At 34.1% G+C, this 23,505-nt stretch carries 28 protein-coding genes; 7 read left to right on the top strand and 21 right to left on the bottom strand.

Annotated features, from left to right (window positions below):
• Nucleotides 1-100: 100 nt before the first annotated feature.
• The 5 genes from BTOYO_RS23280 to BTOYO_RS23260 all read right to left on the bottom strand — a co-directional run bounded on the left by BTOYO_RS23280 (nt 101) and on the right by BTOYO_RS23260 (nt 4,191).
• Complete coding sequence (locus BTOYO_RS23280) at nt 101-877, bottom strand: Cof-type HAD-IIB family hydrolase (protein ID WP_000278963.1); 777 nt, start codon at nt 875-877, stop codon at nt 101-103.
• 6 nt (nt 878-883) lie between these two features.
• Entirely contained in the window at nt 884-1,474 is a 591-nt protein-coding gene (locus BTOYO_RS23275) for a histidine phosphatase family protein (RefSeq protein WP_001166462.1), read from the bottom strand.
• A 92-nt stretch (nt 1,475-1,566) separates the two neighbouring features.
• A complete protein-coding gene (gene spoIIP / locus BTOYO_RS23270; protein WP_002093778.1) occupies nt 1,567-2,814 on the bottom strand; it encodes a stage II sporulation protein P in 1,248 nt (415 codons plus the stop codon).
• Entirely contained in the window at nt 2,792-3,760 is a 969-nt protein-coding gene (locus tag BTOYO_RS23265; RefSeq protein ID WP_000561128.1) for an SPFH domain-containing protein, read from the bottom strand. Before BTOYO_RS23265 ends, spoIIP (BTOYO_RS23270) begins: the two co-directional genes overlap by 23 nt.
• Before the next feature lie 2 nt (nt 3,761-3,762).
• A complete protein-coding gene (locus BTOYO_RS23260; RefSeq protein WP_000929499.1) occupies nt 3,763-4,191 on the bottom strand; it encodes an NfeD family protein in 429 nt (142 codons plus the stop codon).
• Between the two features lie 273 nt (nt 4,192-4,464).
• Between BTOYO_RS23260 and BTOYO_RS23255 the strand changes: the two genes are divergently transcribed.
• Nucleotides 4,465-5,682 carry an MFS transporter gene (locus BTOYO_RS23255; protein ID WP_000267076.1) on the top strand — a complete coding sequence of 406 codons (1,218 nt, stop codon included), beginning with the start codon at nt 4,465-4,467 and terminating at the stop codon, nt 5,680-5,682.
• A 49-nt stretch (nt 5,683-5,731) separates the two neighbouring features.
• Here the strand turns inward: BTOYO_RS23255 and BTOYO_RS23250 are convergent, their stop codons facing one another.
• The 5 genes from BTOYO_RS23250 to spoIIP (BTOYO_RS23230) form a co-directional block, all read right to left on the bottom strand.
• The gene (locus BTOYO_RS23250) at nt 5,732-7,207 is read right to left on the bottom strand and encodes an amidase family protein (protein ID WP_000405411.1); all 1,476 of its coding nucleotides are present in this window, start codon (nt 7,205-7,207) and stop codon (nt 5,732-5,734) included.
• Nucleotides 7,208-7,392: 185 nt separating this feature from the next.
• Complete coding sequence (locus BTOYO_RS23245) at nt 7,393-7,839, bottom strand: NUDIX hydrolase (protein WP_000178280.1); 447 nt, start codon at nt 7,837-7,839, stop codon at nt 7,393-7,395.
• A gap of 23 nt (nt 7,840-7,862) precedes the next feature.
• A complete protein-coding gene (locus BTOYO_RS23240; protein WP_000747716.1) occupies nt 7,863-8,603 on the bottom strand; it encodes a M15 family metallopeptidase in 741 nt (246 codons plus the stop codon).
• Between the two features lie 11 nt (nt 8,604-8,614).
• Nucleotides 8,615-9,112 carry a GNAT family N-acetyltransferase gene (locus BTOYO_RS23235; RefSeq protein WP_000617587.1) on the bottom strand — a complete coding sequence of 166 codons (498 nt, stop codon included), beginning with the start codon at nt 9,110-9,112 and terminating at the stop codon, nt 8,615-8,617.
• Between the two features lie 265 nt (nt 9,113-9,377).
• Entirely contained in the window at nt 9,378-10,532 is a 1,155-nt protein-coding gene (gene spoIIP, locus BTOYO_RS23230) for a stage II sporulation protein SpoIIP (protein ID WP_001079305.1), read from the bottom strand.
• An 89-nt stretch (nt 10,533-10,621) separates the two neighbouring features.
• On the opposite strand from spoIIP (BTOYO_RS23230), the gene BTOYO_RS23225 reads away from it, so the two are divergent.
• Together BTOYO_RS23225 and BTOYO_RS27015 are read left to right on the top strand one after the other, a co-directional pair.
• On the top strand, nt 10,622-10,918 hold the full coding sequence (locus tag BTOYO_RS23225; RefSeq protein ID WP_000770733.1) for a hypothetical protein: 297 nt from the start codon (nt 10,622-10,624) through the stop codon (nt 10,916-10,918).
• 4 nt (nt 10,919-10,922) lie between these two features.
• On the top strand, nt 10,923-11,228 hold the full coding sequence (locus tag BTOYO_RS27015; protein WP_044810160.1) for a hypothetical protein: 306 nt from the start codon (nt 10,923-10,925) through the stop codon (nt 11,226-11,228).
• Here BTOYO_RS27015 and BTOYO_RS23220 read toward each other — a convergent pair.
• The 4 genes from BTOYO_RS23220 to cbpA form a co-directional block, all read right to left on the bottom strand.
• Nucleotides 11,201-11,728, bottom strand: coding sequence for a DUF1572 domain-containing protein (locus BTOYO_RS23220; protein ID WP_000351102.1), 528 nt, complete (start codon nt 11,726-11,728; stop codon nt 11,201-11,203). The genes BTOYO_RS27015 and BTOYO_RS23220 overlap by 28 nt on opposite strands.
• Nucleotides 11,729-11,748: 20 nt before the next feature.
• Nucleotides 11,749-12,078, bottom strand: coding sequence for a chaperone CsaA (csaA, locus tag BTOYO_RS23215; RefSeq protein WP_001263029.1), 330 nt, complete (start codon nt 12,076-12,078; stop codon nt 11,749-11,751).
• A 66-nt stretch (nt 12,079-12,144) separates the two neighbouring features.
• Nucleotides 12,145-13,482, bottom strand: a complete 1,338-nt coding sequence (brnQ4, locus tag BTOYO_RS23210) for a branched-chain amino acid transport system II carrier protein BrnQ4 (RefSeq protein ID WP_395935011.1) — start codon at nt 13,480-13,482, stop codon at nt 12,145-12,147.
• A 440-nt stretch (nt 13,483-13,922) separates the two neighbouring features.
• Nucleotides 13,923-14,570 carry a cyclic di-AMP binding protein CbpA gene (cbpA, locus tag BTOYO_RS23205; protein WP_001220521.1) on the bottom strand — a complete coding sequence of 216 codons (648 nt, stop codon included), beginning with the start codon at nt 14,568-14,570 and terminating at the stop codon, nt 13,923-13,925.
• Nucleotides 14,571-14,826: 256 nt separating this feature from the next.
• Here cbpA and BTOYO_RS23200 point away from each other — a divergent pair, with 256 nt between their 5' ends.
• The 3 genes from BTOYO_RS23200 to BTOYO_RS23190 all read left to right on the top strand — a co-directional run bounded on the left by BTOYO_RS23200 (nt 14,827) and on the right by BTOYO_RS23190 (nt 17,696).
• Nucleotides 14,827-15,696 carry a hypothetical protein gene (locus BTOYO_RS23200; RefSeq protein WP_000055279.1) on the top strand — a complete coding sequence of 290 codons (870 nt, stop codon included), beginning with the start codon at nt 14,827-14,829 and terminating at the stop codon, nt 15,694-15,696.
• Between the two features lie 208 nt (nt 15,697-15,904).
• The gene (locus BTOYO_RS23195) at nt 15,905-17,212 is read left to right on the top strand and encodes a hemolysin family protein (RefSeq protein WP_000353739.1); all 1,308 of its coding nucleotides are present in this window, start codon (nt 15,905-15,907) and stop codon (nt 17,210-17,212) included.
• A 1-nt stretch (nt 17,213) separates the two neighbouring features.
• The gene (locus BTOYO_RS23190) at nt 17,214-17,696 is read left to right on the top strand and encodes a DUF456 domain-containing protein (protein WP_000215663.1); all 483 of its coding nucleotides are present in this window, start codon (nt 17,214-17,216) and stop codon (nt 17,694-17,696) included.
• 24 nt (nt 17,697-17,720) lie between these two features.
• Here BTOYO_RS23190 and BTOYO_RS23185 read toward each other — a convergent pair whose 3' ends face one another.
• The 4 genes from BTOYO_RS23185 to cls form a co-directional block, all read right to left on the bottom strand.
• Nucleotides 17,721-18,341 carry an NAD(P)-dependent oxidoreductase gene (locus BTOYO_RS23185; protein ID WP_000861679.1) on the bottom strand — a complete coding sequence of 207 codons (621 nt, stop codon included), beginning with the start codon at nt 18,339-18,341 and terminating at the stop codon, nt 17,721-17,723.
• A gap of 102 nt (nt 18,342-18,443) precedes the next feature.
• A complete protein-coding gene (locus BTOYO_RS23180) occupies nt 18,444-18,623 on the bottom strand; it encodes a hypothetical protein (RefSeq protein ID WP_001045965.1) in 180 nt (59 codons plus the stop codon).
• Nucleotides 18,624-18,805: 182 nt separating this feature from the next.
• Nucleotides 18,806-19,270: a spore coat protein gene (locus tag BTOYO_RS23175; RefSeq protein WP_000340533.1), complete on the bottom strand. Its 465-nt coding sequence runs from the start codon at nt 19,268-19,270 to the stop codon at nt 18,806-18,808.
• A gap of 30 nt (nt 19,271-19,300) precedes the next feature.
• Nucleotides 19,301-20,485, bottom strand: a complete 1,185-nt coding sequence (gene cls / locus BTOYO_RS23170; RefSeq protein ID WP_033657373.1) for a cardiolipin synthase — start codon at nt 20,483-20,485, stop codon at nt 19,301-19,303.
• Between the two features lie 160 nt (nt 20,486-20,645).
• Here cls and BTOYO_RS27010 point away from each other — a divergent pair, with 160 nt between their 5' ends.
• Nucleotides 20,646-20,732: a YjcZ family sporulation protein gene (locus BTOYO_RS27010; protein ID WP_000505094.1), complete on the top strand. Its 87-nt coding sequence runs from the start codon at nt 20,646-20,648 to the stop codon at nt 20,730-20,732.
• A 126-nt stretch (nt 20,733-20,858) separates the two neighbouring features.
• Here BTOYO_RS27010 and BTOYO_RS23165 read toward each other — a convergent pair whose 3' ends face one another.
• From BTOYO_RS23165 to BTOYO_RS23155, 3 genes are all read right to left on the bottom strand, one after another.
• On the bottom strand, nt 20,859-21,365 hold the full coding sequence (locus BTOYO_RS23165) for an acyl-CoA thioesterase (RefSeq protein ID WP_000141169.1): 507 nt from the start codon (nt 21,363-21,365) through the stop codon (nt 20,859-20,861).
• A gap of 197 nt (nt 21,366-21,562) precedes the next feature.
• On the bottom strand, nt 21,563-22,432 hold the full coding sequence (locus BTOYO_RS23160; protein WP_000488051.1) for a TIGR03943 family putative permease subunit: 870 nt from the start codon (nt 22,430-22,432) through the stop codon (nt 21,563-21,565).
• Nucleotides 22,433-22,435: 3 nt separating this feature from the next.
• A complete protein-coding gene (locus tag BTOYO_RS23155) occupies nt 22,436-23,332 on the bottom strand; it encodes a permease (RefSeq protein WP_000418718.1) in 897 nt (298 codons plus the stop codon).
• Between the last annotated feature and the right edge of the window lie 173 nt (nt 23,333-23,505).

Genomic DNA, 23,505 nt, shown 5'->3' with positions numbered 1-23,505 from the left:
CTTTTATATTATACTCATTTCTTTCCTTTTATTGCAAGAGTATTGTTAGCAAAAAATCCTATTATGAAAACAGGATTTTTTTCACTGACTAATTATTTTTTCAAATGATCCTAAACTCTTTTAAAGCAAACGAAATGCCACCTTCACTTGATTTCTTTGTAACGAAATCAGCTTTTGTTTTTAACTCTTCTCCACCATTTCCCATTGCAATTCCTAAACCTACATACTGTAACATTTCAATATCATTTCCACCATCTCCGAATGCCATTGCTTCTGACTTACAAATATTTAAATGTTCCAATACCTTTTGGATTGCAGTTAGCTTCGATACTTTATTATCTTCCAACACATTCATAACATAACCATGAAAACGTTCAAACGTAAGCATTGGATATCTTTCAAAAAATTTTTGAGCTTCCATTTCATCAGCATACAGACATATACAATACATCTCTTCTGATAAGTTTCTAACTTTATCAGGATAACGCTCTAAATTTAAAGTTTCGTTTAATGCTCGTATTACACGTTCATCTTTTGGGACTATACCATTCATAGAAAATTCTTCTGTAAAGTAAGAAACACTATGACCATGTAATTCAGCGAAATTTGAAATATCATGAACAATTTCACTTGAAAGTATCGATTTATGAATAACTTCTTCCTTACACTTTATATGTCCACCATTTGCAGAAATAAATGTGTCTATGCCTAGTTCTTTAAATTGTGAGCATAAACTATATGGTCTCCCTGTTGTAACAACTACGTGAATCCCTTTATCTATTAACCTTCTTATCGCTTCTTTTGTACTTTCGTGCATACTTCTATCAATCTCACTTAAAAGCGTACCGTCAACATCGAAAAATACGACTTTATACATAAGTCTCTACATCCCGCCTAAATGATTCGTATCATTAATGAAATGTACCGTTTTTTGTTCACCATCAATTTCAATTAAACTTATTCCCGTATCTCCTATTTTAAAGTAATAATCCATTGAAATTGGCATTTGGAAAAATGCTCGTAATAGACTATTTATTACACCACCGTGTGCAACGATTGCTATCCGATCATATGTATTCTCTGTCACGATTTTAGAAAAGATTCCTTCTATTCTCATTCTAAATTCAATAAATGATTCTCCATTTTCAAAACGGTCATGAAGAAACTTTGGCTCAGGATATTTTTTCGCTTCTTCAAAAGATAAGCCGGCTTGCACCCCATTATTAAACTCCATTAATTCCTCTTCTAATTGAATTGGACAACCAATTGCTTCCGCTAATGTTTCACCAGTTTCACGGGCACGTTTTAATGTACTTGCCCAAATGAAATCTGGTGGAAAGTCAGCCTTCACTTTCTGTACAAGTCTTTGTACTTGCTGTCTTCCCTTTTCTGTTAATTCAAAGTCAGCTCTTCCTTCATGTACATTCAGGATGTCCGCTTCGGATTCTCCGTGTCGTATTAATAGTATTTGCATTCGTTCCCCCACTCCCTGATTTAATATTCAGAAGACTACATTATATCATATTTTTAACTTTTCATAATAAAAAAGGAACGGTCTCCCGTCCCTCACCCATTTACCTTCTCCGCATCATTCCAATAATACTTACTAAATGCTTCCGTTAATACATCAATTGTGTTATATAATTCATCTAACGTATTATCCACACCACCAACTTCAATTAACATCGCGTTTTTAGATAAATCTTGGTTATAAACGCCGTTTCCATCTTTTTTATACTTCGGAAAAATCCCTCTACTTAATCCGTAATAGTTTTCATCTAAATAACTATTGATTGCTCTTGCAATTTTTTCGTTTTCAGTACGTCCTTCATTTTCCATCCCAATTATAAAATATAATCTTGCATACGATTTCCCGTTAATTACTTTTGTAGTTACTTTCTTGCGCTGATCATCACGGTGTATATCAATTGGAAAAGTAATTTTATTATTTTGTGCTAATGCTTCCTTTACATATCCATGAGATGCTGTATACGATTGATACCATTTCCATTTTTTACTTGCCAGTAAATCACCCATATTCGTTTTATCATGAACTACTGGAATTCCTTGCTCTTCAAGTTGCTCCTTCATACGTTTTCCTAATAAGGACACATTTACATCTGGACTCGATGGATCGGTAGCTCCTGGTAATAAAGGAAAGAAGGATTCCCAACTATGTGTATGGTAAATGTATACTGCATTTTCACCTTTTTTCGTTCCGTTCTTTTTCTGCACCGGATTATTCTTTTCTGCTTCTGTAACTTTATCTTTTGCTACCTCTCGCTCTTTCGTTACTTCTTCAATCGGTACACTAGATTCATTCGGGATATTCGTAAAGTTTGTCCCTTCCCCAGCTACGATAATGTTAGAGTAATACTTTGACATACCAGGTACTTCTTTACCGACAAATGTTCTTAAATCTTTAATTTTCAAATCTGTCGCAATAGAGAACATCAAATTCCCAACAGACTCCCGTTTATTCTGCTTAAAATAATCAAATCCATAATAGTGATTCTCACTTTCTATCATTTGAACAAAACCTTGCATAGACACTTTTCCAAACCATTGATTCGCATAACTTGATTTCATTGTATGTAAAAGCGACGTCAAAATTGACGCGATAATTATTACTATTAGCGCATATAAAAAAAGTAACGAGATTAGTTTTTTCCCATGTATACGAGTTGCATACTTTTTCACTGTATCACCTTCTTTATACATGGATATGTACAAGCCTTTCGTAATATACGCACAAAAAAGAGAAATGGCATCCCATTCCTCTTCCTCACTCTTATTGTTCTTTACCTGTATCATTTGAAGGCAATTTCTTCGCTTGTTTTTCTTTAAAGATTTCTCCGATTGCCCCAAGAGTACCAAGTGTTTCAATTGCATTAGATGGAATAAAGACTTTATTTGCTGGTCCTTTTGCAACCTCAATCAATGATTCAAATGATTTATAAGCAAGTACGCGTTCATCTAAATCTGCTGCACGAAGTAATTCAATTCGATTTTGTTCTGCTTTTGCGATTTCTTCAATTGCTCTTGCTTCCCCTTGCGCTTCTAATTCTTTCGCTTCTTTTAAACCTTCAGCTTCTCGAATACGTGCTTCTTTATCCCCTTCAGCCATCAAGATTTTACTTTGTTTTTCCCCTTCCGCACGAAGAACTTTATCTTGTTTTGCTGCTTCAGCTTCTAAAATAATTGCACGTTTATTACGTTCTGCTTTCATTTGTTTTTCCATCGATGCTTGCACATCTTTTGGCGGGTTAATGTCTACTACTTCAACACGCTCAATACGAACGCCCCATTTTTCTGTTGCTTCATCAAGCGCTAAGCGAATTTCTGTTGAAATTTTTTCACGACCAGATAACGTTTCATCAAGTTCCATTTTACCGATAATTTGACGCATCGTTGCAGAAGTAATGTTACGAACACCATATTCATAGTTTGAGATACCATATGTCGCAAGTTCAGGTTCGACAATTTGATAGAAAATAATTGTATCAATTTCTACTTGTACGTTATCTTTCGTAATTACCTTTTGTGGTGGTACATTCGTTTGTTGAATACGTAAGTCGTGATATACACGAACGCGATCTACAATTGGGATTAATATATTTAATCCTGGGTGCATAATACGCTGAAACTTACCAAATCTTTCAACAACCCCAACTTTTTGCTGAGGAATAATTTTAATTGTTAATGCGATAAATGTAACTACAATTAGCGCGAATATAATCGTTAACGTTAATGCTATCATATTTATTCACTCTCCTTTTTTACTTGTAATATAGTACTATGCCTCTTTATAACAACGACTTTTTCTCCAGTGTCAATCGGAACATCTGCAATAGCTGTCCAAGTATCTCCATCCACCTTCACAATACCGTTCGTTTCATTTGTAATCGCTTGCACAACAATTCCTTTTTTACCGACAAGCATATCTACTGTATCCGTAAAACCTTTTGCTTCTCGAAAGTTTTTTGAAATTCTTTTCGTAAAGAATGTCAATGTTAAACTTACAATCGCACCAACAGTAACTTGTAACAATAGTGCATCAGGAGCAAATAAAGCAATAAGACCTCCGACAACAGCTCCAATTCCAAGCCAAAGCATATAAAACGTTATCGACAACATTTCCGCGATAAATAAAATACCCGCTATAATAAACCAAATCACCCAACCAGCCATATGCAACCCTCACTTTCTTTCTCATTTTCTATATGTATATGAAGAAAAGAATGGTTTATCCGCCCTTTCTCATACTTGGGCGTTTACTGCAAGCTATCGTACATATTTGCTGTTACAATGAGTATTAATAAAATACTATATCAATATATTCTTCATTATACATGAAAATTCCTTTCAAAAAATGACAAAAAATTTAATTCTTTTAAAATTATTTTTTTCAGTTTATAATAATTCTAACTCGAATTTGTATTTTTTTGGAAGGTGATATCCTTAATGTGGAATCATTCAATATCATACTATTTAGGATCAAAAATCTGTATTACTCTTGCTGACATCGTTTACATAATGATTATTACAACTCATATCTATATATCAACTAAATCAGCTACTATTACTGCCCTTTTTCCATTATTACAAGTTATCACAAATTTGATCGCAAACATATCTGCACCACTTATAATGAATCATTTTTCATCTTATTCAGTACTTTTTATATTACAATGGACAAAAACTGCCCTATTCATTTTATTAACGCTATTATTTCCGGTCCTTTCCACAAACATTGTAACTCTATTAACTTTCATTTTTTTCATTTCTTTATGTAGTGGGTGGAGTGCTCCATTACTATACAGTATTGTTCCACGCCTAACACCAAAAGAAAGATTAGTAAAAGTAAATAGTATCTTTTCCTTTTCATCACAAATTGTACAAGCGGCAGCTTATTCATTTACAAGTATTATCGTTCTGCTCATTGGCGCTACTTCTACATTCATGATTAATATTATTTTAATGATTTTCGGATGTATTGCATTGCATATTTCATTACATTCCATCCATACCGAACGAGTAACAGAGCCTTCTTCTTCAAAAAACACAGCTTTATTTGAAGGCTGGAAACTATTATTTCATCATCCTTCTTTGCGCACAGTTACATTAATGGACTTAATTGAAACTTTCGCAGGGACGATATGGATTGGCGCTATTACGATGGCATATGTAACGACTGTTCTGCATAAAGGAGAAGAATGGTGGGGATATATTAACACAAGTTATTATGTGGGCACGTTAATTGGTGGTCTATTAGCGTGGAAAATAAGTACATATATTCAAAAAAATTTAATACGCTCCATGGCGATAGGATCACTTATATTTAGTATTCTTACATTTTTATATGGTATAACAAGCAGTGGATTTATTGCGCTTTTCCTATGTGTTCTAATGGGACCATGTTATCAAATTAGAGATATTTCTCAAACGACGGTTTTACAATCTAGTGTCGCCCCTTCTCTATTATCGAAAATGTATACAGCACACGGCGCCCTTCTTTCAACAGCTGCTGGTCTTTCTATGCTTAGCGTTGGCATTATTACTGATATGTTCGGTGTTCGTACGATTTATATGATTGCTTCTTTTCTTATTTTATGTTCTGCCTGTTTATCTTTTAGCCTATTAAAATATCATAAGACAGAGCAGAAAGATATTTCACTTTAATCAATAAATCAAAAAGGACAGGAAATTCCTGTCCTTTTGTACATTCTATTCATGACAAGTTGGGAATTTCTCTATGCTTTGTCGCTTGTTCAAGAGCGTACGCTAGTTTAATTAATATTCCTTCACGAAAAGCAGTACTTGCAATCGTAATTCCAAAAGGTCTCCCGTTTTCCATATACCCTGCTGGTATTGCTATAGACGGATAACCTGCTTTCGCACATATAGTAGAGCCTATATAAGACGGAAATAGTATCGCATCAAGATTATATTTTTCCAATGCAAAATCAATACCTTGTTTTTGCGAAAAATATATATCTTCTAATCTTGCATGTAAATATTCTGGATTTCTTAACGTATTAGGATAATCTTTTCTTCCCTCCAACTTAGTTTGTCCATATTTTAAAGCTCTTTCTGCTATGTTTTTATTAAACGCCATTAATTCTGAAATAGAATGTACGGGAATAGTAGAAGGTAATTTTGAAAGATAGTTATCTAAACTATGCTTCAGCTCATAAAGCGGAACTCCCCAGCTCCATTCTCTATGAAAGGAAGGAATATCAATATTTTCTACTACTGTCGCTCCCTCACTACGTAATACTTGGATCGTGTCCTCAAACAAATTTTCATCATACTCACCATTTTCGTAATAATCTTTTGGAGCATTACTATAAACACCAATCTTCGCTCCCTTTAAACCATTAACATCAAGATAAGATGTATAATCTTCATATGCCATACCTTCACTTTTATGAGTAGCTACATCTTTCTCATCCACTCCAGTTAAACTCCCTAGTAAAATAGCGGCATCTGTTACTGTTCTAGCAAATGGTCCCGCTGTATCTTGTGAATAAGTGAACGGAATAATTCCTCTACGACTAATTAGACCGACAGTTGGTTTAATGCCTACTACAGAGCTTTGAACAGCTGGACTCAAAATAGAGGCATCCGTTTCTGTCCCAACAGATAATACTGTAAAATTAGTGGCAACTGCTATTGCGGCCCCTGTACTAGAGCCACCAACAAACATATCATCCGTGCCCGTTCCATATGGATTGATTGTTTGACCACCTCTTGCACTATATCCAGCCCACATTTCAAAAGACATTGCATTTGCTAACTCTGTCATATTCGTTTTACCTATTATCACCGCTCCTGCCTCTCGCAGTTTTGTAACGAGAAATGCATCTTCGCTACTTATATTTTGTTCTAGGGCAATCGTACCTGCACTTGTATGCATGGAATCATTCGTTTCAATATTGTCCTTTAGCAAAACAGGTATACCATGCAATGGTCCCCTTACACCTTTTATCTTCCTTTCATAATCTAACGCTTCTGCAATAAAAATAGCATCTGGGTTTATTTCTAAAATAGAATTAATTTTCGGTCCATCTTGATCATATTGTGCAATTCTATGAAGATAATACATAACTAATTCTTTGGAAGATAACGTCCCTTCTTCCATTGCGGTCTGTATATCATGAATTGTTAATTCTTTTTTTAATACTGGATTAAACTGAATTTCCATTTATATTCTCCTTTATATCCCTTTTAGTTTTTACGAATACTTCTTACTTTTTCATTTTTTCACCTCATCCTATTCCAAATTAATATCCCTTTAAAAAGTTTCAACTTACTTTTTAATACACCTTTAATTTCCCGAAAAATAAAAAGAGTCTGAAACGAATCATCCTTCGCTTCAAACTCTTTTTATTACTGTGCATATACCTCATCTAACAAATGTAAAAACTCTCCCTGTTTTCCTGCTAATTCAGGGCATTTTGCAATATCAATCCATTCGTAGCAAAATACTAAACCTTCATCTTCCTCACCGGCACTTACTATATGTTCCCAAGTATCTTTTACATTCGTTAGTAACGTTACGTGGAAAAAGTGGCGTTTTTGATATTCCTGTTTTTCCTTCACGTGTATGATGTAATCTGCTAGGAAACGCTCTATACATAAAAGACGTAATCCAGATTCTTCTTGTACTTCACGTAAAACTGCTGCTTCTAACGTTTCTCCTTCATCAACTGTTCCCCCTGGCACTTGGATACCAGCTTCAGGTATATCACGATGTTTAAAAACAAGTAATTGCTTCATCCCTTCTTTTTCTCTTGTAATATATGCATGTACTTTTTTCTTATATAACATCGTCATTGTATTTCTCTCCCCTCAATTGTTCACTCTGTTACTTCTTCAAGCGTCAGTTGATTTTCATATAAATATGTAGCTTGTGGATTTCCCACATACCTTACGTGCCATGGTTCAAACCGATAGCCCGTAATTGATTCTTTTTCTTTTGTATATCGAATCACAAAACCAAATTTATGGGCATTTTCAGAAAGCCACTGCCCTTCTTTCGTCTCTCCAAAAACTGTCTCTAACTGAAATTTAGCAGATTGCGATGTAATATCCATAGCTAGTCCAGTTTGATGTTCACTCGTACCAGGAATCGCGCTAGACATCGCAGTTTTCACTTCTCCATCTTGTTTTTTATACATCGTATTTAATGCCTTTTGTCGATCAAAAGATCTAAATCCAGAGACTGCAAAAAGGAAAATACGCTCTTTATCAGCTTGTTGAAACATGTCCTCAAGCGCACTAGCTGCCTCTTTCCTCATTTTTTTCTTTTCTTGATCCCCCTCACTAGAGTAACGTACTTTCGGAATAACTAAATCTGGCGGTCTATACCCATCTGGTAAACGCCTACTTTTATTCACAAGTACAAGCATCGAATTTGGATTACTAATTACCGCAATATCCCCATCCATATTCGCAATCGTTTCTTTCGCTTTCGGAAATATGTTATTTACATTCACTTCCTGTGCCTGCTTATCCTTATACATTTTATAATTGATTCCTGCTACTCCAACAATGAGTATCGCCGCTACGATACCAAGTAGTGTCCATCTTTTTTTCATATAACGACCTCTTATTTTAATAATTTGGCCATTTCATACTCATCAATGTTTTGTCCATCGATAATAAGAGCAGCTTTTTTGACACCCTCTTTCTCAAAGCCAACTTTTCTATATAGTGCCTGAGCTCTTGTATTATGGGCCATTACCGTTAATTCTAAACGCCATACATCATGTAATCTTGCCCACTTCTCAACCTCTTTAAACAAGCTCGTTCCAATACCACGCCCACTACACTCTTGCAATATACCAATTACAATGGCTGCAACATGTCTCTTTCTTTGTATGTTATTTCCATTCACTAAAATAAATCCTACTATTTTCTCTTCCTCAATCGCTACAAATATTGTTGCTTTTTCATTCTGTATAAATCGATGAATCATTTGCTCTTGTTGCTCGGCTGTAGTTTTTCTTTCTCCTGGCTCGTATAACATAAATTTCGTTTCTTCATCTAATTGCTTACTTAATTGCAAAAATGATGCTGCATCTTCTACTTTGATCTCCCTAATCACTTAAATCACCCTACCTATTTCATTGTAAAAAATTTTCCTTGTAAAAAGATTTTCTCTATTATTGCGAAAATCCCTTTCTAATTCCCCTATTATAAATAGACAAATTTCGATATTACTATAGCAATTATAAATTATGTCTATAATGTGACATCTTATCATCCTCGTTTCATGACAAACAAAAAACGTAAGCTTTACACTTACGTTTTCCCCTAATTGATGTAGGCTGATAACCATTGCAATGCCTACCACTCATTCAAATTTCACTTTATCCATTCACTTTTTCCGCTTGCCAAAAATATTCACCAAATGCCTTAGCAAGTGCATCAATTGATCGATTTAATTCCTCCTCTGTATTATCTACCCCGCCAACTTCAATTAATATCGCTTGTCCTGATAGGTCTTGATTGTAAACTCCATTCCCTGTTTGGAATCCTTTTTGAATTACACCACGGCTCATTCCCGGATATTTCTTACTAATCGTCTCGTGTAACGCAGTTGCTAATTGTAAGTTTTTTTCATAGTTTTTGTTACCTTTTCCAATTACAAAAGCAAGCTTAGCATATGATTTATCTCCAATTGTTTTTGTTGTTACATTTTTTCGTGCACTATCACGGTGTAAATCGAAGAAGTATTGTAATTCTTTATTACCAGCCATCGCTTCTTGTACAATTTCCCGTGACATTTTGTAAGAACTATTACTATTTAACCCTTTACTAATTAACCTTTGACCAACGTCAGTCTTATCGTTAGTAGATCCGATTCCTTCGCTTTCTAATTGTTCACGAAATCGGTCGCCGACTATGGAAATATTCGTTACAGAACTTGTCGCTTTATTCGGGTTTGGATCATTCGTTAAGTTCAGTAACGGCAAATAAGATTCCCAGCTATGCGAATGATATATAAATGCAACTTGTCTTTTTCCAGTCGTTTGAGCTGGTTGTTTTTTCTCTTTATTCGTATCAGGCTTTGGCGCTTGTCCACCTTCTCCAGTCCGTTCTTTCACTACTTCTTCAAGAGGAACACTCGACTCTATCGGTAAGTTAGAATAATTTGTTCCCTCACCTGCGATAACGATTTCTGTATCGTACTTACCAAAGCCAGGAAGCTCTTTTCCGACAAAACTACGTACATCGTTAAAACGAATATTCGTAGCCATAGAAAAGAGAAACGAAGAGATTGAAAAATCTTGATTCAAATTTCGATACTCTTGTGTAAAATAATGATTTTCTTTTCCAAGAACATACATGTAGCCATTCATCGATAACTCATTTAACCAATTATATAAATACGTTGACTTTGTCTCTTTCATAGAGGTTACCATCATACTAATAAGAAAAAAAGTCGCTAGTACCGTAGTAATAATAAATAAAACTAACTTACGTACACTTGTAAACTTCACATAAAAAAAGCCTCGATTCATACTATCACCCTCTCTATTTCAAGTTATGTACAAGCTCTAGAGAATAGACCGTTTAAATTCCGGCTATATTGTTAATGAGGTGAAATGAATTGAAGCTATTAATAGGAATATTACCAATCGCTCTATCATTCATTTTTTATTTGTCCGCTAAACATCCAAAAGTCTCTATTGTGTTACATATTTCTGCGTACTTGGCACTGTATGTACTCGGTACAATTATTTCCATTAATGTATACGATGTTTTAATACAAGATTTAGTTTTCATGACGAGCATTCATGGAATTTTACTGAATCCATTTTTCCTTATTGCAGGAGCGTATATAGGAACATACACTTTGTACCTACTTTTGTCTCACATTATTATGAAAATAAAAAATGGAGCGTAACGAAATGCAGCCACCGTTCATTTGTCATACATGTAGAAAAAGAATTACACGAAAGAAAGACCTTATTACCACTACACGGTACTTCCATTTTTATTTATTTCACAACAGTTGTTTTAAGCAGCAACAACTCTTCATCCCACGTTTTATCCCTATGAATACACTTTTTTGTTTCTTTCTTATTATATACGGCCTTATTGTTGGTAGCATTCTTATGCTTACGGAACCGTCTATCATTTGGCTTATTTTTTTGCTGCCTATTTTATATCGATTTCTTTCATATTATTATGTTGAACGTTTTTTCTCTACATAACGAGTGGACTGTCCTTTAGGAATGCTTAAACATTCCCACTCATTTTCTTTTAACATTTTACCGATGTAAATAATCTGTCCAATATGCAAAGCATAATGAGAAATTTGCCTTTCAATTGCTTGCAGGACCGTATGTGCTTCACCACGAATGTATACCGTCTTCAATAGATGTTCCGGCATTATAGTATTCATCGTATTAAAAACGTATTCCCATCCTTCTTGCCACGCTGCAAGGGCTTCTTCCTTTGAAGAATAGCCTCCTTCAAATTCACCATCTCGGTCACGATCAACTTTTTCACCATCAGATGTTAAAAAATCCGTCCATCTGGAACGCATATTACCGTGCAAATGTTTCATTATAATCGCTATGCTATTTGTTTCTTCATGAGAAGACCATTGTATTTGTTCGTATGATAATTGAGAAAGTGCCCGTTCTCCTTGCTGCTTTGTTGTTTTGAAATTAGAAATGGCACATTGTAAATATTCTCGTCCGATATCCATATTGCCCCCCCACCTTCACACTAACTAATTTTCGTTCCATTTGGCAGTTCCATATTAGGCTGAAGCAACACAACATCTCCCGCTTCAGGAACTCCCCCTAATACAAGCACTTCTGATTTAAATCCAGCTACACGCTTTGGCGGAAAATTTACAACAGCAACAATTTGCTGACCAATTAAGTCTTCTGGATTATATCTCTTCGTAATTTGAGCACTTGACCGCTTGACCCCAAGCTCCCCAAAATCAATTTCTAGTTTAATCGCTGGTACTCTCGCTTCTTTAAATTCCTCTGCCTGTGTTACTGTTCCAATTCTTACATCAAAAGTTAAAAAATCTTCAAAATTAGCCATTTTATCATTCCTCCCATTTATTACTTAGACAAAATACAAAAATCCCCTTTAAAAAAAGAAAGGCGCCTAAGCACCTTTCTTTTGTAATTCACTTGATTCATTTGATTTATAGAAGAAGAAACCAAGAATTCCGCCAATACATGATGGGATTAACCATCCTATTCCTTCTTTATATAATGGTAACATTTGAAGTACATTAGAAATCGCATCAATTTTAATGTTCGCACTTTCTAAACCGTTAAAGAAACTAATTAACAACGCACCTAAAATCGCCCCAATGTAAATTGTATTACGCTTCCCTATCCATTTATGGAAATATGAAAGAACGATTAATACAATTGCAACTGGATAAATGATCATTAACACTGGTAATGTTACTGTGATTAATTGTGTTAACCCTAGGTTAGATACAATTAAACTAAATACACATACCATAGTTACAATCGTTTTATGCGAAAGTCTTGGGAATAAGTTTGTGAAGAAGCCAGCACACGCAGATGTTAATCCAACAGAAGTTGTTAAACAAGCGAGTATAATTACAAGTCCTAATAAAATTTTGCCACTTGTTCCATATAACTCATTTACAACATTCGTCAAAATAAGACCACCGTTCTCCGACACACCAAGTGATGTACTTGTAGATCCGAGATATGCAAGTGATAAATATATTAACGTTAAGCCTAATACAGCAATAATCCCTGATACAACTGTTATTTTTGCAATTTGTCCGCTCTCTTTTATCCCTTTTGAGCGAATAACTTGTACTACAACAATCCCAAACACAAGTGCACTAATCGCATCCATCGTTAAATATCCTTGAATAAATCCACCAAAGAAAGCATTCTCTTTATAAGCAGCTAAAGGTGCAGCCGGTTCTCCAATTGGATCAATAATTGCTTTCCCGACAATAACAGCAACAATTAATACTAATAATGGTGTAAGAAATTTTCCAAACCAATCGACTAATTTAGATGGATTTAATGATAAATACCACGTTATTCCGAAGAAAAATATAGTGAAAAGAAATAGCATGTACCACTCTGAAACCATTGCATCTGATAAAAACGGCTTCATACCCATTTCAAACGAAACGGCTCCCGTACGCGGGATTGCGAAAAATGGTCCAATTGCTAAATAACTAACCAATGGGAAAATAAATGCAAATATAGGGTGAACTCTAGAAGATAGCGCTTTCAAGTCCCCCTCTACAAACGCGACAGCTGTTACAGCTAATAGGGGTAATCCGACTCCCGTTACAAGGAATCCTATCGTAGCAATCCAAACATTCTCTCCTGCTTGTTGACCTAAAACTGGCGGGAAAATTAAATTTCCTGCTCCTAAAAATAATGCAAATAGCATTAAACCAATTGCTACCGTATCACCTGGCCTCAATCGTCCCTTCATACTCTTCATTTGCATAGCACTTTTTCATTGTTTATCTTTATTTTCACAATATGCTATGCATCCTCCTCTCTGCTCAAGATGATAAAATATGCCCCTTACAAAGCAGTGTCTTTCTCCATAATTTCTCCATTCCCCTTATTATTACTCTAATTATTAATCTCGTCATTATTTTTTGTTTTTGATTTTTTTGAATATTTAAATCATTAGAGTGTTATTACGTGGAGTATAGTTGTCAGACCTCTTTGTTTTTATCACACATATAGTAACATATTTAGTTGAAAAATAAAAACATATTTTCAAATTGATTTTTTTGAAAATCAAAATTATCTACATTTTATATTCTCTCACACAAATGTTATTCGAGCACTAGACTCATTCTAGATTATTATTTTAAAATAATTTCAAAAGCCATCTAACATATGTTAGATGGCTTTTGCATGTTACTCTATCGTTTCTACTTCACGTGGATTATTCATCTCTTCTACATACACAACTCTAAATCCATGATCTTCTAAATCTTTTTGAAGTGTTTCTAATTCACCATCTTCAAACTCTTCTCCTAATGTAAACATAATTCTACGAACTAATAGAGCATCATTATCAAAAGTCATTAAACTTTGAATACCAGTGTATTTCTTCAAAACTGTCGATAACTTTTGGATCGCTCCATTATAGTCTTGCGTTCCAATCATGACAGAATATTTACTAGAATGAACGCCCCATGCATCTTCTAATAACTCAAAAACTTTTTTATGCGTTAAAATTCCAAGGAAAATTCCTTTTTCGTCAACTACTGATAAATAAGGTAATTTTTTTATTGTAAAAAATACTTTAAAGAAAGATGAATCTTCTCTCACAAATCCTTCTTTATCGTTCAATAATTGTATTACACTTTCGTCAAGTGATCCTTTATATTCTAAAATATCTACTTTATATATATTCCCTAAAAATTTCTCTTTTTTTTCATCTAAAACTGGTACACAACGATACCCTGTTTTATTTAAATGCTCCAATGCTTCCCCTATCGTAATCGAACTTGAGCACAGTAAAACTTCCCTTTTCGGCACGTAATTCCCTTTAATCCTCATAAAAAGCCTCCTTATGTTAAAATACTTTCTGTGCCATAACTATATTATATATTCGGAAAAAAATAAATAATTTATTTTATTTTTCTGAAAATTATTCATTTTCTTGTCATAATTTATTCATGAATCCTTCACTTGCATATCTTCACTAGGAAAGCCTCTCTCTGAATGACTTAATGAAAAAGATATTGTAACTTTATTAGAAAAACGCTAAAATAAGAATAAGAATTTTCTGAATATTCAAAGAGTAGGTGGTTATATGTCTTTGTTACGCTCGCATATATGCAAATTTATAATTGGTGTCATTGTTATTTTTGTCATAAGTCCTATCCCAGCTCTTTTTATTACACATAATTATTCTTATCAAAATGGCTTAATAAGTATTTTCCAAAACTTCGATCAACTTTCTTCTATATCAATTCCAAAAATTGATTGGATGCATGAATCTATTTTTTTCTCAGCAAATCAGATGATACATACTTCTACTCATTCAACACCACTATTCCCTTACATATGGGAAATATATTTTTTATCAATTGTTCGTTTCACTTTCACTCTTGCAATTGGCTTCTTTATAAGTTTAGGAATCGGTCATCTATTTTTAAAAGCACCAAATTCAATTAAAAAGATCACTACTTTCCTACACTGGATACCGTACTCTTTTTGCACTGTATTTTTACAATGTTCTATCTTACTACTTCTTCTCTATATTGCAAACTTTATAAAGTTTTCTTATTTCTCATCTTTGATCATCGTATGTAGTACCTCTATGATTATCGTTATGCAAGCAATAAAGAAATGGCTCCCTTTCCTGTATAACACAAGTGAATATGAAATGAAAAATTCTGCTTTCCTTGTTGATACATTATTTTTAGCACTTACTTCGAATCATAAATCTATTTTAAGTTCTATTATTTTTTCCTTTTTAATTATGGAATGTACTTTTCACACGATCGGATTATTACAATTTATCGTTCAATTTGGTGGTACTGCACCTGTAATTGTCACAATCGGTTTACTACTATTGTATATCCCATACAGCGTCTTATCTTTTCTCCAAGCACTTTGGACAACAAACAACTCTAAACAACAAACATACACTATAACACGAAGTATCCCAAAACCGTAAAGTTACATAGCCCTCTATATTCTGAAAGTAGAGGGTTATTCCTTTTGTATCGAGGACAAAATAACAACAAACTCTAAAACTACACTATAAACATGCCAATATTTACCCTTTTCCTTTGACTATTCTTTTCATTTGGATTTATTATAAAAGTATAACATAATTGCAGGAGGTGACATCTTTATTTCAAACTTTGGAATAGAGAACACACTTGGACATATTAAATATTTTTCTCATCTTTGTACTTATTCTTATTTCGGGCTTTTTCGTTGCATCAGAATTCGCTGTTGTAAAAGTACGAAAAAGCCGAATTGACCAACTTGCAAATGAAGGTAATAAACAAGCTTTAGCTGCAAGAAGTGTCCTATCTAATTTAGATGTTTATTTATCAGCTTGTCAGCTCGGGATTACGATTACTTCTTTAGGGCTTGGTTGGCTTGGTGAACCGACTGTGGAACATATACTACGACCGCTTTTTGAAAAAATCAACATGACTGGAACAATGGCTAACACGTTATCTTTTATTATTGCTTTTAGCGTTATTACATTTTTCCACGTTGTATTAGGTGAATTAGTTCCAAAGTCTTTCGCAATTCAAAAAGCAGAAGCAATCACACTCAAATTTGCCAAACCACTTATTTTATTTGATAAAATTATGTATCCGTTCATTTGGCTACTCAATAGTGCAGCTATATTTTTCACAAAACTACTCGGTTTAGAGCCAGCGAAAGAAAATGAACTTGCTCATTCAGAAGAGGAATTACGACTCATTTTAGGTGAGAGTTTTAAAAGCGGAGAAATAAACCAAACCGAATATAAATATGTAAATAATATTTTTGAATTTGATGACCGGGTTGCAAAAGAAATCATGGTCCCTCGTACTGAAATGGTTTGCTTATCTACCGAAAATACTTTAGAAGAAAATATGGATATCGTCGCAACTGAAAAATATACACGCTATCCTATAATTGAAAAAGATAAAGATGACATCATCGGGATGATAAATACGAAAGAAATATTTCATGATCAAACAAAAGGTATTTATAAACCACTTGAATCTTATATACATCCCGTACTAACTGTATTTGAAACTGTTCCAATCCGTAAAACATTAGTACATCTTCAAAAGAATCGCGTTCAGATGGCAATCATTATGGATGAATATGGTGGTACTGCTGGGCTTTTAACAATGGAAGATATTCTTGAAGAAATTATTGGAGAAATTCAAGATGAATTTGACGCGGATGAATCACCTATGATTGAAAAGCGTACCCCGAAGCTTACTGTTTTAGATGGAAAAGTACTCATTTCTGAAGTAAATGATATGTTTGGCCTACATATTGATGATAGCGATTTAGATACAATTGGAGGCTGGCTCCTCTCTCAAGCGGTTGACTTAAATATTGAAGCTGGTTATTCTATTGAATATGCTGGGTTTCAATTTAAAGCATTAGAACTTGATGGACATCAAATCAAAAAAATTGCTGTACATAAATTAGATATTAAAAAGGAGTTATAAAGTGACTGTTTTCTTAACAATCTGTATCATTGCCTGTTTCATCATTTCATTTCTCGCCTTTATTTACCCTATTATCCCAGGTATCTTAGCTGTATGGGCTGGATATTTGATTTACCATTTTGGTATAAATGGCGGGGAACTAACAATTACTTTTTGGGTCATTCAAGCCATTTTCACCCTATTCATTTTCGTCGCTGATTTTATTGCTAATGGATATTTCCTAAAAAAATATGGAAGTTCAAAATGGGGCGAACGTGTCGGTATGATTTCTATCATTGTTGGATCGTTCTTCTTCCCACCTTTTGGTTTAATAATTATACCGTTCTTATCGGTATTTTTCACAGAGCTCATGCATAAAAAGACGCCAAAAGACGCCTTTCTAGTAGGAGTTGCTACTGTAGTTGGTTTTTTAAGCAGTACTGTAGCGAAAGCTATTCTCCAAATCATTATGATTATCATTTTCGTATGTTATATCATCTTTTAACCATCCCGCTTTTGGGATGGTTTTTTAATATGAAATACCAACTCGACTATTTTCATATATATTTTCATTGCATAAATCCCATGTAAAATGTGCTGTATCACCAACTGTAATTTTCGCTCCATCTTCTGGCAATATATGTTGTTCAGTGCGATATACCCCCGTTATCTCACCGTCTATTAAATGCGTCGGACAAACAATGGTCCAACATAAATCACTATTATGAAGCGCCTTATATGCAGCTAAATGATCCTCTGCTGCTGCTGTCGTTTTCCTTTTTGATTCCGATGATTGGAAACGATATACATTTGGATTTGTTCTCGCTTGTAAAATACCAGCTGTTCCTATCGTAATAATTTTCTTAACGCCTTCTTTTTCCATATACTTTATAATATTTGGCATACTCTTTGCTAATGTCCCATTTCCATCCGTTCCAAGAGCGCTAATTACGATATCACATCCTTCTATCGCTTTCTTTATATCGTTTTCGTTTAATATATTTCCTTCTATAACATGTAACCTGTCATGTTCTATTTCCATTCTATTTAAATCACGAACGAATGCCGTCACTTCGGATGAATCCTTTAATGCTAATTTCATTATTTCCGAACCTACTCTACCTGTCGCTCCCAATACACATACTTTCATTTGTTTACTCCTCTCTCATTCTTTCTCTATTTTTTCAATACTCTCAATCAATATACAACAAAAAAGCTCTCCTCATATATAAGAGGAAGCTTTTTTATTACTTTATTTCTTTTCTTTAGAATCAGTAGACTTCTCTGTTCCACTTGTTTCTTTATCCTTTTTCTCATCCTGTTGTGTTGTTGTGTCTTCTTCTTTCTTCTTGTCCTCACCTTTACTACAACCTACCATTAATAAAGAACTTGCAAGTGCCATAGCAGTTAATGATTTAACCCATTTGTTCATTTGCGTTTCCTCCCTTTGATAGAATATGTACAATCCCATATTACTCTCTATTTTTAAAGGAAAGATTGAAAAATAGTAAATATACGGTAAATGTTTGTAAATTTTCTAATAATAATTACATTTAGCCCTTTTCTCTGCATGAAAGTAAAAAACTAGGGCGACAACTATTCCGCCTTAGTTTTTTATGCAAATTTCTCGTTTTCATATATATGTGTAATTTTATATTCCTTCTTCACAACATATTGCCACACACTATAAGCGTAACGATTCATTTTCAGGAAACAGTTTTCTAAAAACGAACGAAATTCTGGATTTGCAACTTCCACTGCAACTTGAGCAAACTTTAATGCTAATCGTTTCAAATGTGAAATATAACAGATTGCAATTTGGATATCTTCTGTATATGTATTATCTATTTCCTTTTCCATTTCCATTTCAGACAAATGAAACGAAATTGGTTCATATGTTATATGCTGTACATTTTCTCCTTCTTGAAAATTCACTTGTTCATTATATGCTTGTAACATATACGGTAAATGGTGCTGTATTATATCCTTTAATTCTTCATCCCGGATTTTTTCAGTATACTCTCCTACTTTATAAATTAACATGTAACTATACTTCATTAATTCTTTCATACAGTCCATTAAAATTCCTCCTTTCCTTTTGTCTATATGCTATAAATATGACGCTAAAACATTCGCTATTCTTGCTAAAAACCAATCCCATTTACTAATTTCCTCAAAATCCTGTTCAGAAAATTGTTTTGATTTATGAAAATCCTCCTTTAATCGACTCCATACGTCAGCAACAACTGTTTTGTCATATATGAGACAGTTAGATTCGCAATTTAAATAAAAACTTCTATTATCAAAATTTGCTGTACCGATATCAACAATTTCTCCATCAATGATCGTTACTTTCCCATGAAAAAATCCATTGCGATATTGATAAATTTCCGCTCCAGCATGTAACATGTCTTTCAAATACGGATAAGCAGCTTGTTTTAACAATACGGCATCACTTTTAAATGGCACGAGAATTTTTACATTAACACCGCGATGTAATGCATCTTTTAACTCTTTCATCATTTCTTTACTTGGTACAAAATAAGGTGTAGCAATTATTAAAGACTTTTTAGACTGCTTTATAAGCACCCCATATTTCTGCCATAAACCTTTTCCATTTGAAAACAAATATTGATATTTTACATTTCCTTTTGCAGGTACACTTTCATGTGCAGGCATTTTTTCCCCGGTATCTTCTTTCCAATCTTTAGCAAATTTTCTTTCCATATCAGTTGCACCATTCCCATTGATACGTACATGATAATCACGCCATGGACCAAATTTCGGATTTTGTCCAAGGTATTCCTTTCCGATATTAAAACCACCGACGTATGATACCTTTCCATCTATCGTAACAATGCGTCTATGATTTCGTTGATGCAAAGAATAGAATATACTTTTCAGTTTAGGTTTTTTACTAAATGTAAACTGGACACCTTTTCTTTTTAATTGATTCAGTATCTTTTTCTTCAGCTTATATCCACCTATACGGTCGACTGACAACTTCACTTCTACCCCGCTAGATGCTTTTTTCTCTAATAACTGTAAAAACTCTCTGCTTATTTCATCTTTACCTACAATATAAAAATGAATATATATATACTTTTCCGCATTGTTTATATCCTCAAATAATCTCCTATATAACTCTTCTCCGTTCGTATATAGTTGAAATTCGCCTAATCGAACTTGTCCTAATTCATATTCACTAGCCATTTTTTTCCCCATTTCCACATCGATGTTCATCCATATGAATACACCTATAAAAAAAAGGATTAGAGCGAAAAAGTGCTTCATGGATAATTTCCTTTCTCCACTTACTGTTATTCCTATATCTTCCCTTTTTTTATACATAATCATTCAAGAAAAAATGTCCTTACATGATATATGTCCATATCAAACAACAGCTCATTTGCATATTGTATGTTGTATCTTAAAATAAAAGGAGGAAATAACAATGGGCTTCGCACATGGTAATGGATTTGCGCTTTTAGTCGTATTATTTATCCTCTTAATCATCGTCGGTGCTGCTTGCTTCTGCTAAGTAGTTATTGTCATATGATATGTGGATGAAAAAACTATAAAAGCGGACACCTATTTTTAGGTGTCCGCTTTTTATTTTAAAACCATTATCGTTTGTTATGGTAACCTTAACGGCTATATATTCAATTCAAAAAGTTAACAATGTGGCTACTTTCTTACTCTCTGCCTTACGAATATTACGTTGTTCCGCACGTAATACAGCAATACGATGTAATTCTTTCTCTTCTTCTGTTTCAGGAATAACTCGTGGTACAGGAACTGGATTATTTTCCTTACTAAGTGCAACAAATGTAACAAATGACGTTGCAGCTATACGCTTTTCACCTGAAATTAAGTCTTCAGCCACTACCTTCACAAAAACTTCCATTGAAGTTCTTCCCGTCCAAATTACAAAGGATTCATAACTAACGCAATCAGATGAACGAACAGGATGTAAGAAATCAACCCAATCCATAGACGCTGTGACACATTCTTTTCTTGCATGTCTCGTTGCTGAAATAGAAGCAACCATATCCATCTCCGCTAATATTTTTCCACCAAATAGTGTATTATGATCATTTAAATCCGTTGGAAATACTCGGCTCGTTTTAAACACTCTAGACTCATTAGCTGTTTTCCCCTTTACTTCAGTCATTGTTATCACTCCTTTGATTAATTATCCTGCTATTTGCGGGTAGTAAGACTCCCAGAAGAAATTAGGTGGAAGTCGGGCTGTCCGTATACTTTCAATGAGTTCAACTAACCATGTACTTGTTCACTACACTAAGTGAACTACACATTTAATATTAACAACATTCAGAACTTTTAGTCCATAAAAAAGAACCGATGTTATCAATCGGCTCCTCTAAATACATATTGTTCTTTCGGCTGCTCAACTTTATTCCATTTCGTTACTTCTAAAACAGGAATATTTGCATGGAACGGCTGATAAAACTCAGTTGTTATTTCTCCTTCGACTTGAATCCAGTCATCATTATTCCACTCTACCCCTTCTGGTTTTTTCACTAACATACCATATACACCAGAATCTGCTACACAGTGTATAATACCGAAACGGAATAAGAAGTATTGTTCTTTTTTAGAAGAATCATCTCTGAATACAAACCCTTTAAAAGATAATTTTTTCCCAGTAAACTCGCCAGGATAGTTATAAATCGTCTCCATACCCTTTAAGAAATCTTCATCTTTTAAAGTAATACTGTCTTTCGTAACAAACTCTTTCTTCCCTTTTTCCATTACACCACGGTATCCTTCTTTCCCGTAATAAATGCTCGTATCAGGTCTTAGAAATTGCCTTGTCATAAATGGATCTTTACTTTCTGCTTGCGCTACTGGAAAATGGAATCCCTTCGCCTTAACAATATCGGAATCTAATGTTGCAATTGGGAAAAACAATCCTGTAATGATTGGAAAACAGAATAATGTGTAAGAAAACACTTTTTTCCACCATGTATTCTCATCTTTCGAATGATCATGCCCGCAGTGACTATGATCGCAACCACAATTGTGCTGATCTTTTTCTTTTTGATGTTCTTTTTGGAAAACGATAATAATTTGAACAATCGTTAAAAACCCTAAAATAATGGCTGCTGTTGTTGATAAATAAGCATACTTCATATTGATATATTTCGTAATATTACCTGAAATATGAAGCTGTGCAATTAATATTGTGAAACCTAATAATATATATGCTCGAAACATAACCTACCACCCCATCGCATAAATGAGTAGTGAGCTTGCATAAACAACAAGAGTAACTGTAACTGTAACGACAATTACAAATTTTGTTTTAAATGTCGCAAGCATCATAAACATATTTTTAATATCCACCATCGGTCCATATACGAGAAACGCGACGAGTGATGCTGTTGAAAATGTACTTTGGAATGACGAAGCAATAAATGCATCTGCTTCTGAACAAAGTGATAATATAAAGGCAAGTCCCATCATTACAGCTGATGAAGAAAACGGCCCTTGTCCGATAGCAAGAAGTGTTGAAGTTTGTACAAACGTTTGAACCGCTGCTGCAATTAACGCACCTAGTACTAAGTATTTTCCCATTGAGAAGAATTCCTCAACTGCGTGCGTACATACCTCCCACATTTTTTTACGTAACGGACGCTTATGATTCACTTCTGGGAAGTGATCGTCTCGTAATTGATGTTCTTTAAACATAAATGATAATATAATTCCAACGATAATTGCTACGATAATCGCTACAATAGAACGATACCATACCATGTGCATACTACTTCCAAAAGCGACATATGTAGCAAATAGTACAACCGGATTAATAATCGGTCCAGTTAACATAAATGCAATCCCTGCGTATGGCGGAACGCCTTTTCCGATTAACCGTCTTACAATCGGAACAATTCCACATTCACATCCTGGAAACATCATGCCTAAAAAAGTAGCTAATAAAACTGACAGAAATCGGTTCTTCGGCATCCATTTTGCCACCATATCTTCTGTCACAAACATTTGAATGAATCCTGAAATAAATACACCAATTAGCACAAACGGAAGTGCCTCGATTAATATTGAGATAAAAATTGTATTCATTTGCAGGAATGCTTTCGGTAATTGAAACAATTCCATGATGTATTTCCTCCAACTTTTCTTTAACAATATGTAATTTTAACCCCATTTTATTAATTGGACAAGGCTTATACGGAATTCATAACCTTCATACACATTACATTTCACATGTTATATTCTATTCCAAAATTGAGATTTCATAGCAAAAAAGCTGCTCTAGCGTAGTTTTACAA

It is taken from the genome of Bacillus toyonensis BCT-7112 (assembly GCF_000496285.1).
GTDB classification, from domain to species: domain Bacteria; phylum Bacillota; class Bacilli; order Bacillales; family Bacillaceae_G; genus Bacillus_A; species Bacillus_A toyonensis.
Note: the sequence above shows the minus strand (reverse complement) of the source record. Positions and strands in the feature narration are given on the sequence as shown.